This window comes from Roseinatronobacter sp. NSM (assembly GCF_052379845.1).
Taxonomy (GTDB): domain Bacteria; phylum Pseudomonadota; class Alphaproteobacteria; order Rhodobacterales; family Rhodobacteraceae; genus Roseinatronobacter.
On the sequence record NZ_JBQTCF010000028.1, the window covers coordinates 45,970 to 62,096 of the forward strand.

Genomic DNA, 16,127 nt, shown 5'->3' on the forward strand with positions numbered 1-16,127 from the left:
TACAGGCCGGATTGCACGGCGTGCCCGATTCTGGGCGCCACGCGGATGCGCTTGCGATCCTTCGCCGGGCCCCTGATGGCGGGGGCGCGGCGATCTCCTCCGTGCCAAGCGCGAGGGGGCCTGCGGGCGGGGCCGCGCGGTTCAGGTTGGTCATGGCCTGTTATAGTGCGTTGGCCCTGTGCGCCGCGCTTGGCGGGCTGATGCTGGGATCAGTTGCCGTGCCCGCCGAAACTGTGCTGCGTATTCTGGCCCATGCGGTTTTGGGTGATGGTTTTATCACCCGCGATTGGCGCGCCGCGCATGAAGTGATCGTGTTGCAAACCCGCTTGCCGCGCGTGATCCTGGCCGCATCGGTCGGCGCAACGCTGGGCGTGGCGGGGATGACGATTCAGGCCTTGGTGCGCAACCCGCTGGCGGGGCCAAGTATTCTGGGCGTATCGTCCGGCGCCGCCGTTGGTGCTGTGATGACCATGCGGTTCGGGCTGGTGGGTTTTGGTGTCTTCACGTTGCATTTTTCGGCCTTTCTGGGTGGACTTGTGACCTTGGCGATTGTGTTCTGGATCGCACGCACAGGGGGGCAGATTGCGCCCACGCGGTTGATCCTTGCAGGGGTTGCCATATCGGCGGTGTTCAGTGCGCTGACGTCACTTCTGGTGCTGACGTCGCCCGATCCGCAACTGGCCGCGCGCGTGTTGTTCTGGACCTTGGGCAGTTTCGCCAGCGCGCAATGGAAGCTTCTGCCAATTCCGGTTCTGGCGCTGTGTCTGGGGCTGGGGGTGCTGATCTTGCAGGCGCGCAGGTTGAACCTGCTGCTTGCGGGCGATGAAAGTGCATCCGCGCTGGGGCTGGATGTTGATCATTTTCGCCGCTGGATGTTTGTGCTGACCGCCGCGCTGACAGGCGTGACAGTGGCTGTGGCCGGAGTCATCGGGTTTATCGGGTTGATCCTGCCTCATATCGTACGCCTGATGCTGGGGTCTGATCACCGCCATGGCCTGCCTGCAGTGGCCTTGCTGGGCGCGGGGTTCGCGGTCAGTGCGGACCTGATTGCGCGCTGGATCATCGCGCCGCTGGAATTGCCCGTTGGGATCATCACTGCAATGGTCGGCGGGCCGTTCTTCATCTGGCTTCTTCGCCGTGCCGCGAAGGACATGCGCGGATGAGTCTGATCCCGCCCGCGCATCTGGAAATCAAGGGCGTCTGCGTTCGGGTCGGCGCGCAGAGCCTTGTGCATGAAATATCGCTGGATGTTCCGCCGGGCAGTTTTGTCGGCCTGCTTGGCCCGAATGGCGCGGGCAAGTCCACGCTTCTGCGCACCATCTATCGCGCGCGGTGTCCCGATGCGGGGCAGGTCCTTCTGGACGGCGTTGATCCGTGGACCAGACCGGCCCGTTGGGGCGCGCAGTGTGTGGGGGCCGTTTTGCAGGACATGCCGGCGGATTTCCCGCTAAGCGTACGCGATGTGATCGCGATGGGGCGTGCGCCGCATCAATCCGCCTATGCCGCCGAGAATGCCCATGACCGCGCACAGATCGACGCCGCGATGGCATTGCTGGAACTTGGGCCTTATGCGGACCGCCTGTTTGCGACGCTGTCAGGGGGCGAACGGCAGCGCGTTCTGCTGGGCCGCGCACTGGTGCAACAACCGCGCCTTCTGGTTCTGGATGAACCGACCAACCATCTGGACCTGCGCCATCAGGTGGCGTTCCTGACATTGGTCCGCCAGATCGGTGTTACAGTGATCGCGGCCCTGCATGACCTGACCCTTGCTGCCATGGTCTGTGACCGGCTGGCGTTGATGGATCAGGGCCGGATCGTGGCCGAAGGCGTGCCCGACGATGTGTTGACGCCCAAGCGGATCGCGCAGGTCTATGGGCTGGAAACAGTGATCCAGCGCCACCCTACGCGCGGCACGCTTGTCATCCTACCCGCATGAAGGGAAAGCCATGAAACCTGTCCTGATCCTGTTGGCCAAAGCGGCAATAGCTGCACCTGCACATACCGACATGCGCAGTATAGCAGAGAATGCGGCCAGTATGCTGCCGGAATGGCAGGTTCTCTGGGCCTTCAGCGAACAGGGCAAGCCCACCTTGCGGGCCTTGCTGGACGCCAATGCGCAAGCCCCGCATATCCGCGTAGTCCCCTTGTCCCTGCCGTCAGAACCTGCTGCGGTGAACGCCATTTCACGCACAGTGCAGCGTTGGGCGAAGGGGCGGACAGGGTCTGCGCCAGTCATAGACGTGGCGCCGCCCCTTTCGGCTGCGATGCCTGAGTTGATTGCGACACTTGTGCGGGCGGTGTCAATGCCACCTGCACGCGCGGTACCGGCTACACCCTTGCCCAATGACGCCGCACAAGTCCCCGATCACCGGACGCGCGTTTTGGTTTGTAGCGGGGGGCCGTGCATGAACGCAGGCGCGGGCGACCTTTGGGCGCATCTGCGCGCCCGGCAAGAGGATGAAAAGCTGCGCCATCGCGCACCGGGCATGATGTCGTGCCGCACGTCCTGCCTTGGACCCTGTGCCCTTGCTCCGGTTCTGCAGGTCTGGCCGGAAGGGACGTATTATGGTGGGATAACCCAAGACCAGCTTGACCGCATCATTGACGGTCATGTCATTGGTGGAATTCCCGTGGTCGAGTTGGCTTATGCGCCCGGTGGGCCAAAGCAGCGGTTGGGTGACTGACGCCGTGCATAGCGCATGATCGAGTGAAGCCCGGTCGCCAGAATTGAAACCAGTTACCAGCGGCTTGACTGTATCTGACAAAAGAAGTAAGGATTGGCAACCAAGCTAGGGCCATCGCGGTCGCGCCAGGTCGAAATCACCTGACCATGCCCTTCGGCCTTGTTGTTTCCCCTTCGGCACACAAGCATCCTTGGCCATTGGGCATGCCAAGAGAGGCTTGTCATGCGTCCACCATTTGTTTTCTTATGCGCCCTTTTGGGTGCGGCCCCGCTTGCTGCGGATCCGATCACCTTTACAGACCACGAAGGCCGAGAGGTGACTTTGCCCGCGCCCGCGCAGCGGATCGCGTCGATTCCCATCCCCATGGCATCGACCCTGATTGCCATTGACGGCGCGACAGACCGCCTGGTTGGGATGAACCCGACCGCGAAATCCGCCATCATGGAAGGCATCCTTGGGCGGATATTCCCTGAAGCGCGCGACATCCCGTCAGACATTACCGCGCCCAATTTCATCCCCAATGTAGAAGAACTGGCGCAGGTGAACCCCGAACTGGTCATCCAATGGGCCGGACGCGGGTCGGATTATATTGACCCGATCACCAATGCGGGTTTGAACCTGATGACAATCCGCTACGGGTCCGAGGAGTTGACGCGCGAATATATGACCATGGCCGCAACCGCGATGGGCAGGCCGGAACGGATTGAGCCGCTGATCGAATGGCGCGCGGATGTGCAGGCCGACATGGAAGCGCGCACCGCCGGTCTGGCGGATGAGGACCGCCCCAGCGTGCTGTACCTGCTGCGCGCCATGGACAACCTGCGCGCATCGGGCACCAAAAACAACTATAACGCATGGTATCATATTCTGGCCGGTGGCCGGAACGCGGCTGAAGACATGGTCGGCGGTTGGGCGGATATCAATGTTGAACAGGTTGCAACATGGAACCCTGATGTGATCTTCCTGAATTCATTCGAGGCCGATCTGACGCTTGATCGCATCATGGACGACCCGATCCTGTCAATGACCAATGCCGCACAGAACGGGCGCGTCTACAAAATGCCGCTTGGCGGCTATCGCTGGGACCCGCCAAATCAGGAAAGCCCGCTGACTTGGATGTGGACTGCAAACCTGCTGCACCCCGATGTGTTTGATTATGACCTGCGTGCAGAAATGCGCACGGCCTATCAGGTGCTGTATGGCCATGACCTGAGCGATGCGGATATCGACGAAATCCTGTGGATGGACATGCAGGGCGGTCAGGCAAATTACGCGCAATTTGCAGCCCCATGAGTGTTGCACTGGCTCAGGCCCCAAGGCGCGCGCGACTTGCGCTGCGCCTTGGGGTGTTTCCTGCGATGGTGGTGTGTCTGGTGCTGGCCATGCTGTATTCCATCAGCGCCGGACGTTTTGAGGTGCCCTGGATAAGGGTCGTTGAAATCCTGTGGGCACGGGTCTGGGACTTGTCGGGCAGTGCAGACACCATGGACGAACGCATTGTCGAATTGGTGCGCCTGCCGCGTGTGCTGCTGGCCGCCCTGTCGGGGGCCGCGCTGGCCGTGGGCGGGGCCGCATTGCAAGGCGTGTTCCGCAACCCGCTGGTCAGCCCGCAAGTGCTGGGCATCAGCCAAGGCGGGGCCTTTGGCGGGGCGCTGGCAATCCTGCTGGGCTTTCACGGGGTGGTGCTGCTGGGCATGTCGTTTGTCTTCGGTCTGGTGGCGCTGGTGCTGGTGGGGCTGTTGGCCCATATCAATGGCCGCACAGAGGTGCTGACCGTTATCCTTGCGGGCATGATTGTGGGGGCTTTCTTTGCTGCATTGGTTTCTGTGCTGCAATTTCGGGCGGACCCCAATTCGTCCCTGCCTGCGATTGTCTATTGGTTGATGGGGTCATTCTCGACGGCGACATGGGCGCGGCTGGGACTGGCTGTGCCCGGTATGGCGCTGGGACTGGCGCTGGTATGGTCGCTGCGCTACCGGCTGAACCTGCTGGCGCTGGAGGAGGCAGAGGCGCGTTCCTTGGGTGTGAACCCTGACCGCGAACGCTGGTTCATCTTCATTGCCGCCACGATGATGACCGGCACATCTGTTGCCGTGGCGGGCGTGATCGGCTGGATTGGCCTTGTGGTGCCCCATGCCGCGCGCCTGATCGTGGGCGAGGATCACCGCCGCCTTATCCCCGCATCGGCGCTGTTGGGCGCGGCCTATCTGGTGCTGATCGACACGCTGGCACGCACGCTGACAGCCGCAGAAATACCGCTGGGCGTGTTGACTGCGCTGATTGGTGCGCCGGTCTTTGCGGTGCTGTTGCGCCAGCATTTCAAACGCGCGTGGCACGCATGATCGGGGTGTCGGACGCAAGCCTGCGCTTTGGTGCAATGCGGGTATTCGCGGGGCTGTCGATTGACGTGCCGCGGGGGCGCACGACCGCCATTCTGGGGCCGAACGGGCGGGGCAAGACAACTTTGTTGCGCAGTATTCTGGGATTTCAACCACTGGATGAGGGTCGCCGCCACGCACCCGCCATTGTGGGCTATGTGCCCCAGCATGGCGCATCACAGGCGAAGCTGTCTGGGCTGGATGTAGTGACAATGGGCCGCGCGGCACGGCTGGGCCTGTTTGGCCAGCCCGGACCAGATGATACAAAAGCCGCGCATGCGGCACTGGTGCAGGTGGGCGCGTGTTCGCTGTCGGATCTGCGCTATGATCGTATGTCGGGCGGGCAACGCCAGATGATCCTGATTGCCCGCGCGCTGGCCACCGGGTCCGACGCGCTGGTGCTGGATGAACCGACATCCGCGCTGGATCTGGGCAATCAGGCGCGCACGCTTGCGCTGGTTTCCACCCTGAACCGCGCGCGCGACCGGGCAATTCTGTTCACCACACATGACCCCAACCACGCGCTGGCCGTGGCCGATGATGTGGTGCTGATGATGCCGGGCGGCGCCGTGGTGCAGGGGCCGGTCGCGCAGATGATCACCCCTGATCTGATGGCCGAGCTTTACGGCGTTCCCATGCATTGGGTGCGCCCTGACGGACCCCAAGGGCGCATTGCAATGCTGCCCGAATTCACTGGAAAGGACGCCCTATGCGCGTGATCTGGCTGCATTCTGGCCATGGCCAGCCCCCCGAACCCGTAAGACAGGCCGAAGCGGCCGGACATGTGACAATCATTGCGCAAACCGACCTGACGGAAGCTGCGCTGCTGGCGCATCGCGGTTTGATCACCGGAATGCTGCTTGATCAGGATGCCATGATGACCCAGCGCCCTGCGCTGGCCCGTTTTCTGGATGCAGGCGGGCGCTGGGTGTTCAATGGCCATCTGGTCCGCCCGCTGGTCGCAGGTTTGCAACCCTACCAACCCATCCCCGCGCCCAAACGCGCCGATTTCACGCTGACCGCGCGGGTGACGCATCCGGTCTTTGCGGGTATTCAGGTGAAAGAGCTGGAAGCCAACAAGGGTGTTGCGGGCTTCTACGGGCGCGGGGCCAATCCGCCCCCCTCGGGCGCGGTGGTGTTGAACACGCTTGGCGAGACTGTGCCGGTCGACTGGGTCTGGCACCGGCCCGACGGAGGCGCGATTTTCAGCCATGCAGGCAATGATCTGGCGCAGATCGCCACGATGCACAAGATTGGCGCGCGGGTCTGGTCCAACCTGATCGATTGGGCGGGGGGCGGTGCGTGCGTTTCAGATACCGACCCGCGCGTGACCACACCTCCTGATGCGCGCGCCTTCACCACGCCCGCGCGCCCGCGCGATACCGGCGATGCCCCGCGCCTGATTGCCACGAATGCGGGCACTTACTACCAGATCCAGACGCTTGAAGGGCCGCGCTACCGCGACCGTTTTGATCTGGTGATCGCACCCGAACAGATTGGCGCAACCCTGTTGCCGGAAGATGTGCTGTTTGTGACCTGCCGCACCCCGCCGCAACGCATGATCGCACAGCGCGCGCTGCTGGCCGCACATTTGGCGGCAGGGGGCACCATCATTGCGATGGGCGAAAGCCGCAGTGATTTGTGGCTGCCGCATGTGGCCTTCACCCCCACAGATACGAATTGGTGGTGGTGGCTGACCCCAGGGGCAAGCTTGGGCGTGCAAATCGCATCAGCACATCCGCTGCTGGACACCATGACCGATGCCGATGTGACATGGCATCTGCACGGGTATTTCGACCCGCCCGCAGGCGCGCAGGTTATGGTGCGCGATGGCGCGGGCCGCCCTATTGCCTATGACGACCGCACCAGCACGCCGGGGCGCATGATCATCACCTCGCTAGACCCGTGTTATCATCACGGAAGCCATTTTATGCCTGCAACCACACGCTTTCTGGACCGCTTCTTGCCCGGCCTGCGCCAGCTGACCCAACAGGTGCCCGCATGACTCACGACCGTATTTCAGTAACCGAGAACGGTCAGGAAATTACCTTCGATTTCGCCACGCTTATGGCCTATCATGGTGGCGGATTCCCGGGTGGCGTTGTCCATGGGCTGAAGGCCATGCAGGCAGGGTTCGCAGCACTTGGAACCGGCCCGCTGCCAAGGCGGGATATTCATGTGCTGACGGCCTTCAGCGGTCCCGGTGGCCGCGATGCGGTGGAATGCGTGACCCGCGCGCTGACCGACGGACGGTATCATGTGGACCGCGCATTGGGGGGCAAGGATGTCAACAGCGACCCGCCCGGCCCATATCTGTGGCGCTTCCGGCTGGGCCCGAACGAGGTTGAGGTCACGATCCGCCCCGGTCATGTCCTTCCGGAATTCGTGTCCCTTGGTGCGATGCAAGCGCGCAGCGAGGCGCAGAATGCAAGGCTGGATCAGTTAAAACACGAAATGGCGAAACGACTGCTGCCGCTTCGCGCTGACGAAATCTATCAGGTGCGCGGCCTGTAAGTCTGAATATCGGTGACGACTGGATTTTGCGCGCAGCCTGAACGGCCGCATTAAGATTTGATGTCCGCCAGACTGACGGTCGACCGCTTTGGGCCGGGCACGTCGAGCCGTAGGTCGCCTTCACAAGGGGCGGAAAACGGACTGTCAAGTTGTGACGATGCATGTGCCGCGTGTAGCCGAACCAGCCGGTCAATGTACCTGCTGGATCCGGCCATAAGGCCCGTGAAGCGGGATCTGAAAATTCATATTCGATCGGAAATACGAAGCTATGCGCAAGAAACCGGCTATCCGGTGCGTTGACCTCCCTGTCTCGCCATACTTCAGTTCGGCTCTTATCTTATGTCCTGCGCGAGCCGATCTTCGAGAGATCTGCCAAGTTGCATGGCGAAGCGGAAACTGGCCACGGGGAGCGAGCGCCCCCGCTGCTGGCCAAGAAGCAGGACGCCTGGTGCCACATCGCGTTCCGATATCTGACGAATGACCAGACCGCGCTGACGCTGCGGATCAAGGCCGATGGGAATTTGAAATCCGATTGTCTGTTCAGTCTGAACATAATGGCGGATCAACTCGAAAGACTCCGTCTCGACCACAGGGCTAACCTGCCGACCTATGCTTTTGGCGGCGCCGTCCAGCAAAAACCTCACGCCATATTCAGCCGACGGGGCGATATGGGGGTGGTTCAGGCAATCCCTTAGCCGCAGGTCAGGTTTCTGTGCCAAAGGGTGATCCGCTGCCATGACTGCGCAAACAGGTTGCGGGCAGCGGGCGACGATCTCGAAATCAACCATCACAACAGGCTCGAATACCAGCGCCAAGTCGCAATTGAACGCGGCAAGCTCCGCTTCTGCGCGCGAACGGTCGCGCACAATGACGCTGAACGTCACGCCGGGGTGCTCGCGTCGGTAGCGTGAAATCTGTTCGGGCAGAAAGTAGGGCAACAGCGCTTGCGAACATGCGATGCTGACATGGCCCCTGCGCACACCAGAAAGGTCGGCCACCTGGCTTTGCACTCGCGCCATATCGGAACGCTGTGCGCGATAATGCTGCAGGATCAGTTCGCCGGCGGGGTTCAATCGTACGCCACGCGCAAGCCGTTCAAAAATCTGTCCGCCGAATTCGTCTTCGAACCGCGAAATGCGGCGGTTCAGGGCTGATGCTGTGAGGCCTGCATCCTCTGCTGCTTTTCGGATAGAGCCCGCGCGCGCCACCGCTTCAATAAGGCGAAAGGTCTCCATATGGCGCATTTTGAAGCATCCAATCAGTTGATCATTTTTTGCATCACTCCTGTGAAAACATAGCATTTCTGGAACAGGCCTGAAAGCGTTACCGTGACCTTACCGCATATCTCTGCGACAAGAATCATCAGGAGCTTGCCATGTCCTCTCTCAACCGCCGCACCTTCCTTGCTTCCGCTGCCGGGGCTGGGATGCTGCCTTTCCTGCGCGTTCTGCCCGCCTCTGCCCAAACCCGCGATACGCTGGTCACCGTCTTTGGACAGACCATCAACAGCCTTGACTTGCACCGCGTTGGCACGAACCGCGCCAGTTATCAGGTTGCGATCAACTGCTATGACCGGCTTGTGGGTTTCGGGGCCAAGCAACTGCCCACGGGCGAGATGTCGTATGATTATGACGTGATCGTCCCCGAACTGGCCGAAAGCTGGATCGTGTCCGCGGATGGTCTGACGATCACCTTCAAGTTGAAACCCAATGCCACATTCTGGGATGGCAGCAAGGTGACAGCGGAAGACGTGAAATGGTCGCTTGACCGCGCGGTGCTGGCCGGCGGCTTTCCAACCACGCAGATGGCCGCTGGTGGCTTTTTCCGTGCCGATCAGTTCGAAGTGGTGGATGAAGAAACCATCAATGTGAAACTGGACTATCCGTCGAAACTGGCGCTCCCGAACCTTGCTGTGCCGGTGCCCTTCATCATAAACTCCAAAGTGGCCAAGGCAAATGCGACGGATACTGACCCTTGGGCAATGGAATACCTGCATACCAATCCTGCCGGATCAGGCGCTTACAAAGTTGCACGCTGGGACCAGGGACAGCAACTGGTCTATGAACGCAATGACAACTGGATCGGCGGCGATCTGCCCGCGATCCAGCGTGTAATCGTGCGCGAAGTGCCATCCGCCGCGACCCGCCGCGCGCTGGTGGAACGAGGCGATGTGCAGATCAGCTTCGACATTCCCGACCGTGATGCATCGGAACTGGCCGAGAAGCTGACGGTCCATTCCACACCGGTTGAAAACTGCATCCATGCCCTGTGCCTGAACAGCAAATTCGCGCCGTTTCAAGATGCCGATGTTCGCAAGGCCGTCGCCTATGCCACGCCCTATGAGGCGATTTTCGAGGCTGCTGCCTATGGTCGCGGGGCGAAACTCTGGGGTGGCGAGGCAGAGATCACCGATACCGCATGGCCCCGCGCATTTCCGTACAGCACCAATCTGGAACTGGCACGCGAGCATATGGCGAAATCCGGTTTTGCTGACGGCTTCGATGTGACGCTGTCCATCAGCCTTGATCTGGTCAGTTGGATGGAACCTGCCGCGCTTTTAATTCAGGAAGCGATGAAAGAGATTGGCATCAACGTGATCGTGGATCGTATTCCGGGGGCAAACTGGCGCACGGTCGCGCTGGTCGACAAGACGCTGGACATGCATCTGGAAAACTTCGGTGGCTGGCTGAACACGCCCTGCTACTACTTTTTCTGGGCCTATCAGAAAGACCGGCTGTTCAACTCGTCTGCCTATGACAACCCGGTGGTGCATGACCTGACCGAGCAGACGTTGCACATGCCGATGGATGACCCGGAATATGCAGGGCTGATCAAGCAGATGTTCGAGATCGTGATCGAGGATCTGCCGCGCATTCCGCTCTATCAACCTGCGCTGAACGTGGCGATGAATGGGGCGGATGGCTATGAGTTCTGGTTTCACCGCCAGTTGGACGTGCGTCCGCTGACCGGCGCGGGAGGATAAGCCGATGGCGAACCGGTGGCTTCCGATCCTCTGGCGGCTGATCCAGACCATTCCGGTGGTCATCGGGGTCGTCATCATCAGCTTCGTTCTGACGCGTGCATTGCCGGGCGATCCGGCTGTGCAATTCGCAGGCCAAATGGCCACCGCGGAAAGCATTGAACAGGTCCGCGTGGCGCTGGGGCTGGACAAATCTCTGCCGCAGCAATTCCTGATCTATTGCAAGGCGCTGCTGCAAGGGGATCTTGGCCAGTCGATTGCCACGGGGCGGCCAGTTTTGACGGACCTGTCCACCCGACTGCCCGCATCCTTGGAACTGACCCTGACAGCTTTGATATTGTCGTGCCTGATCGCCATTCCTTTGGGCGTTGTGGCGGCTGTGCGGCAGGGGTCGTGGATTGACCATTTGTGCCGCGTGCTGGTCACGGCAGGTGTGTCATTGCCCACCTTCTTTACCGGTATCTTGCTGATCTATGTGTTCTACTATTTGCTAGGCTGGGCACCGTCACCGCTGGGGCGGCTGGATTTCGTCTATTTCGACCCGCCGCGAGTTACAGGGCTTTTCCTCATCGACTCTCTGCTCGACGGGGATCTGCGCACTTTCATTGGCGCCGCAAAGCAACTCGCCTTACCCGCGATTACCCTTGCGTTGTTCACCTTGGCCCCGATTGCACGGATGACCCGCGCAGCCATGCTGACCGCGCTGTCCTCGGACTATATCCGCACCGCCCGCGCGGCGGGCCTGACACCCATGCGCGTGCTTTTTGGCTACGCGTTCCGCAACGCGCTGCTGCCGGTCGTGACCACGCTGGGCATGGTGTTTTCCTTCGTGCTGGGCGCGAATGTGCTGGTGGAAAAGGTCTTTGCCTGGCCCGGCATCGGGTCTTACGCGGTCGAGGCGCTGGTGCAGTCCGACTATGCCGCCGTGCAGGGCTTCGTGCTGGCCATGGCGCTTCTTTTCGTGCTGATCAACCTCATCATCGACCTCAGCTACACGCTGATCGATCCGCGCATCGGGTTTTCTGCCAAATGACCGATATAACCCCCAATCAGACGAGCAACGGAATGCTGGCCCATCTGGGCCACGTGATGAAGGAGAACCCGGTCACGGCCCTGTCCTTCGGCCTGTTTGCCTTTTTCGTGCTGCAAGCGTTTTTCGGGCATCTGCTGGTGCCTTACGACCCGCTGGCCACGAATTCCGTGCGCGCGTTGGAAGCGCCTTCGGGTGACCATTGGTTCGGCACGGACCAGTTGGGCCGCGACGTGTTCAGCCGGGTCATCGTCGCCACGCGGCTTGACCTGACCATTTCGGTGCTGGCGGTGGCAATTTCCTTTGTCATCGGTTCGGTGCTGGGCGCAGTCGCAGGCTACTGGGGCGGCTGGCTGGATTCGGTGTTGAACCGCATTCTGGACACGATCATGGCTTTTCCGCTGTTCGTCTTGGCCATGGGGATCGTTGCAGCCCTTGGCAACACGGTGGAAAACATCATCTATGCCACCGCGATCATCAACATTCCCTTCTACGCCCGCGTGGTCCGGGCAGAGGTGAATATCCGCCGCGAAGCTGGCTTTGCCTTGGCCGCGCGCCTGTCGGGCAACGGGCATTTTCGCACGCTCGCGTTCCACATCTTCCCGAATGCCTTGCCGCCGATGATGGTGCAGGTCTCGCTCAACATGGGTTGGGCAATCCTGAACGCGGCGGGGCTGTCCTTTGTCGGCCTCGGCGTGCGCCCGCCAACGCCGGAATGGGGGATCATGGTCGCCGAGGGCGCGAATTACATCATCTCGGGCCATTGGTGGGTCGCGCTCTTTCCGGGGCTGTGGCTGATGCTGGCGGTCTTTACCTTCAACCTGATGGGCGACGGTCTGCGCGACCTTGTCGACCCACGTAGAAGGACCTGAGCCATGTTGTCTGTCAAAGACCTGTCAGTCGCGTTCAAAACCCGTAAAGGGCAGGTGGACGCGGTGCGCGGCATTTCATTCGACCTCGCCCCTGGCGAAACCCTTGGGATTGTGGGCGAAAGTGGGTCCGGCAAGTCAGTGACCAGCTATGCGCTTATGCGCATTCTGGATGCGGGCGGGCGGATCAGCGCGGGTGACGTGACATGGAACGGCACCGATCTGCGCGCGGCGTCCGAAGCGGCCATGCGCCAAGTGCGCGGGCGCGAGGTTTCGATGATCTTCCAGAACCCGCGGGCCGCACTCAACCCCATCCGCAAGGTGGGGCACCAAATAGAAGATGTGCTGCGCCAACATGGCCGCGCCACGCGCAGCAACGCGCAGGCCAAGGCGATCGAAGCCCTTGAGGCCGTCAAAATCCGCAATGCTGCCGAACGCTACCACGCCTATCCGTTCGAATTGTCCGGTGGCATGTGTCAGCGGATTGTCATTGCCATCGCCCTTGCCTGCGACCCGAAACTGATGATCGCAGATGAACCGACCACGGGTCTGGATATCACCACACAAAAAGCCGTCATGGACCTGATGCGCGATCTGATCCGCGAGCGCGGCATGTCATCCATTGTCATTACCCACGATCTGGGGCTGGCTGCGGAATATTGCGACCGGCTTGCCGTCATGAAAGATGGCCAGATTGTCGAGGCCGGGCCGTCCGCTGCGCTCTTCGCAAACCCGAAACACGCCTATACCCGCAAGCTGGTTGATGCCACGCCGCGCCCCGGCGTAGCCATCCGCGACCTGCTGCCGCCGGACCTACGCACACCCGATCTGCCGCACAAGGTCGGCACCCGCGCGCTGCTGGAAGTGGTTGATCTGGTAAAGACCTATCCGGGCAAATCGGGGCCTGTCCACGCGGTCAAAGGCATCAGCTTCACCATCCGAGAGGGGCAATCTGTCGGTCTGGTCGGCGAATCCGGCTGCGGGAAATCCACCACCTCGTCCATGTTGGTGCGGCTGCTGGACCCGACATCGGGCGCAATCGTGTTTGACGGGCACGAAATCGGGGGCATCGCGGCGGAACGCTTTTTGCGTGACCTACGCCGCGGACAGATACAGATGGTGTTTCAGGACGCAACCGACAGTCTGAACCCGCGCCACAACGCCTATGACAGCATCGCCGAACCATTGCGACGACTGGCCAAGATGCGCGGGGCGACACTGCGCACGCGCGTCGAGGAACTGGCGCATTTGACTGGTTTGCCCGAACATCTGCTGACCCGCTATCCACATCAGCTTTCGGGTGGACAAAAGGCGCGGGTCGGAATTGCGCGCGCGATAGCCCTCGACCCGAAATTCCTCATCCTCGATGAACCCACTGCCGCGCTCGATGTGTCCATTCAGGCTGTAGTCCTGAACCTGTTGGCCGACCTGCGCGCACGTTTGGGCATGACCTATCTGTTTGTCAGCCATGACCTGAACGTGGTCCGGTTGCTGTGCGACCATGTGATCGTCATGCAGGACGGCCAGATCGTGGAACAAGGTCCGACCCAAACGGTCATGGATAGCCCCCAGCACCCCTATACCCGCGATCTGCTGCATTCTGCGCCCAGACCACCAGTGGCGCTAGACCCCGCTCTTGCCTCTGCCAAAGCTGCAGAATGAATAAAGGAAATATGATGCGTTTGTTGCCGAGCCCGATCACTTTGACTGACCTGCAAGCTGCCTATGCCACGGGCGCTTCTGTTTTTGATGTGCTGCAACATGTGTTCGCGCGCATTGCCGAGATAAATGATCCGGGGATATTTCTGCATCTGGCCGATATGCCAGACTTGGAAAGCCACATCACAGCATTGGGCCAATATGACGCTGCGCGCCCGCTTTGGGGGGTTCCTTTTGTTGTCAAGGATAACATCGATGTAGCGGGCATGCCGACGACTGCGGCTTGCCCAGCCTGGACCTATATGCCGGACCGCGACGCCTTTGCCATCGCCCAATTGCGCGCGGCAGGCGCTATTCCCATTGGCAAAACCAACCTTGACCAGTTTGCCACCGGCCTAGTTGGCACACGCACGCCTTGGCCTGTGCCGCGCAATGCGCTGGACGCAGACATCGTGCCGGGCGGGTCATCATCGGGGTCGGCCGTTGCCGTGGGTCATGGGTTCGTGCCCTTCGCGCTTGGCACGGATACTGCCGGCTCGGGTCGCGTGCCGGCGGCGCTCAATGGGATCGTCGGGCTGAAACCGAGCCTTGGAATGATTTCGGCCAGCGGTGTTGTGCCCGCATGCCGGACGCTGGACACCATCTCGATTTTCGCGCGCAACGTGCCCGATGCCTATGCGGTTTTGCGGGTGATTGCGGAATATGATCCCGCTGATCCCTATGCGCGCGACATTCCCGCTGAGGCGCTGCGTCCTGCACCGCCTGTTATCCGCGTCGGCGTGCCGGATCATGCGACGCGCAAGTTCTTTGGCGACACGTTGCAGGCGGCCACGTTCGAGCGTGATCTGGACGCACTGCGCCAGCGCGGTGCGCAGATTGTCGAACTGGACTTCACGCCATTTTATGATGTGGCCAACATGCTCTATGAAGGAGCGTGGGTCGCCGAACGCCATTCAGTGATCGAAGATCTGTTGTCCAAAACCCCTGATACGATCCATCCCGTCACCCGAACCGTCATTGGCAAAGCCGACGGGCTGAGCGCCACTGACGCCTTTCGCGGCCTATACAGGCTTGCCGAGTTGCACCGCATCTGCGCCCCCATGATCGCCTCGGTCGACATGCTTTCGGTCCCGACCATTCCGACATTCTACACCTGTGCCGATCTGGAAACAGATCCAATCGGACCCAATTCCAATCTGGGCACATATACCAACTTCGTGAACCTGCTTGATCTATGCGCTTTGGCTATTCCTACAGCGCCGCGTGCAGACGGACGTCCGGGCAGCCTTACCTTGATCGCGCCTAAGGGAATGGACGGTAAACTGGCGGCTGAGGCGATATTCCTTGATGGCCAAAGCATCCTCCCTTCCACCCTGCCCAATGACGAAATCGCCATCGCGGTCTGTGGCGCGCATATGTCTGGTCTGCCCCTGAACCACCAATTGACCGGTCTGGGTGGGAGATTTCTGAAAGCGACGGCAACCGCGCCATATTACAGTTTGCACGCGCTCGCCGGTGGCCCACCTGCACGGCCCGGACTGGTGCGTGCAGAAACAGGCGGGGCAAGTATCGCACTGGAGGTCTGGTCGCTGCCAAAAGCCGCCTTAGGCCAACTTATGTGCCAGATACCTGCCCCCCTCGGCCTTGGAAGCATTGAACTTGCAGACGGCGCGCGCGTGACAGGGTTCCTATGCGAGGCAGCAGGAACGATCGGGTCGCTCGATATCACGGCTGCCGGTGGATGGCGTCAATACCTGTCACATGGTGTCGCAGCTCAATAGGTTGAATTGGAAGAGTACGCTTTTGACACGATCCTCGTCGCTGCGTTGTAAATCAGACGGCTGATGCACAGCACATCCGGAAACCTTTTTCGTATCCTGCGACATTGCGCAATGAAAAGCGTGAATGCAGCGCCAGGCTTGTTGAGGACTGGCCGCGAAGAATCGCCGCGCAGGGTTCGAGTGACCGCTTCAGTGATCCATGCGCGTCGGGCCGACCGGCAGCAAAGGGCCA

General features: G+C 61.0%; 15 protein-coding genes. 13 read left to right on the forward strand and 2 right to left on the reverse strand.

Annotated elements, in window-relative coordinates; translation table 11 throughout:
• The first annotated feature begins 20 nt into the window (after window positions 1-20).
• From ACTZWY_RS14845 to ACTZWY_RS14880, 8 genes are all read left to right on the forward strand, one after another.
• A complete protein-coding gene (locus ACTZWY_RS14845; protein WP_444791484.1) occupies window positions 21-1,163 on the forward strand; it encodes a FecCD family ABC transporter permease in 1,143 nt (380 codons plus the stop codon).
• A complete protein-coding gene (locus ACTZWY_RS14850) occupies window positions 1,160-1,936 on the forward strand; it encodes an ABC transporter ATP-binding protein (RefSeq protein ID WP_444791485.1) in 777 nt (258 codons plus the stop codon). The genes ACTZWY_RS14845 and ACTZWY_RS14850 overlap by 4 nt, the downstream gene beginning before the upstream one ends.
• Before the next feature lie 10 nt (window positions 1,937-1,946).
• Window positions 1,947-2,684, forward strand: a complete 738-nt coding sequence (locus tag ACTZWY_RS14855; protein WP_444791486.1) for a (2Fe-2S) ferredoxin domain-containing protein — start codon at window positions 1,947-1,949, stop codon at window positions 2,682-2,684.
• A gap of 222 nt (window positions 2,685-2,906) precedes the next feature.
• The gene (locus tag ACTZWY_RS14860) at window positions 2,907-3,977 is read left to right on the forward strand and encodes an ABC transporter substrate-binding protein (protein ID WP_444791487.1); all 1,071 of its coding nucleotides are present in this window, start codon (window positions 2,907-2,909) and stop codon (window positions 3,975-3,977) included.
• Entirely contained in the window at window positions 3,974-5,026 is a 1,053-nt protein-coding gene (locus ACTZWY_RS14865; protein WP_444791488.1) for a FecCD family ABC transporter permease, read from the forward strand. Before ACTZWY_RS14860 ends, ACTZWY_RS14865 begins: the two co-directional genes overlap by 4 nt.
• Window positions 5,023-5,781: an ABC transporter ATP-binding protein gene (locus ACTZWY_RS14870; protein WP_444791499.1), complete on the forward strand. Its 759-nt coding sequence runs from the start codon at window positions 5,023-5,025 to the stop codon at window positions 5,779-5,781. Before ACTZWY_RS14865 ends, ACTZWY_RS14870 begins: the two co-directional genes overlap by 4 nt.
• Window positions 5,772-7,067 carry a hypothetical protein gene (locus ACTZWY_RS14875; RefSeq protein ID WP_444791489.1) on the forward strand — a complete coding sequence of 432 codons (1,296 nt, stop codon included), beginning with the start codon at window positions 5,772-5,774 and terminating at the stop codon, window positions 7,065-7,067. Before ACTZWY_RS14870 ends, ACTZWY_RS14875 begins: the two co-directional genes overlap by 10 nt.
• Complete coding sequence (locus ACTZWY_RS14880; RefSeq protein ID WP_444791490.1) at window positions 7,064-7,576, forward strand: hypothetical protein; 513 nt, start codon at window positions 7,064-7,066, stop codon at window positions 7,574-7,576. The genes ACTZWY_RS14875 and ACTZWY_RS14880 overlap by 4 nt, the downstream gene beginning before the upstream one ends.
• Window positions 7,577-7,908: 332 nt before the next feature.
• Here the strand turns inward: ACTZWY_RS14880 and ACTZWY_RS14885 are convergent, their stop codons facing one another.
• Window positions 7,909-8,820, reverse strand: a complete 912-nt coding sequence (locus ACTZWY_RS14885; protein WP_444791491.1) for a LysR family transcriptional regulator — start codon at window positions 8,818-8,820, stop codon at window positions 7,909-7,911.
• A 131-nt stretch (window positions 8,821-8,951) separates the two neighbouring features.
• Here ACTZWY_RS14885 and ACTZWY_RS14890 point away from each other — a divergent pair, with 131 nt between their 5' ends.
• From ACTZWY_RS14890 to atzF, 5 genes are read left to right on the forward strand one after another with little or no spacing between them, the layout of a single operon-like run.
• Entirely contained in the window at window positions 8,952-10,559 is a 1,608-nt protein-coding gene (locus ACTZWY_RS14890; RefSeq protein WP_444791492.1) for an ABC transporter substrate-binding protein, read from the forward strand.
• A 4-nt stretch (window positions 10,560-10,563) separates the two neighbouring features.
• Entirely contained in the window at window positions 10,564-11,589 is a 1,026-nt protein-coding gene (locus ACTZWY_RS14895; protein ID WP_444791493.1) for an ABC transporter permease, read from the forward strand.
• Window positions 11,586-12,458: an ABC transporter permease gene (locus ACTZWY_RS14900; RefSeq protein ID WP_444791494.1), complete on the forward strand. Its 873-nt coding sequence runs from the start codon at window positions 11,586-11,588 to the stop codon at window positions 12,456-12,458. The genes ACTZWY_RS14895 and ACTZWY_RS14900 overlap by 4 nt, the downstream gene beginning before the upstream one ends.
• A gap of 3 nt (window positions 12,459-12,461) precedes the next feature.
• A complete protein-coding gene (locus tag ACTZWY_RS14905) occupies window positions 12,462-14,117 on the forward strand; it encodes a dipeptide ABC transporter ATP-binding protein (protein WP_444791495.1) in 1,656 nt (551 codons plus the stop codon).
• A 14-nt stretch (window positions 14,118-14,131) separates the two neighbouring features.
• Window positions 14,132-15,895, forward strand: a complete 1,764-nt coding sequence (atzF, locus tag ACTZWY_RS14910) for an allophanate hydrolase (protein WP_444791496.1) — start codon at window positions 14,132-14,134, stop codon at window positions 15,893-15,895.
• Window positions 15,896-15,947: 52 nt separating this feature from the next.
• On the opposite strand, the gene ACTZWY_RS14915 is transcribed toward atzF, so the two are convergent.
• The coding region (locus tag ACTZWY_RS14915; RefSeq protein WP_444791497.1) for a hypothetical protein at window positions 15,948-16,127 on the reverse strand (180 nt) is incomplete at its 5' end.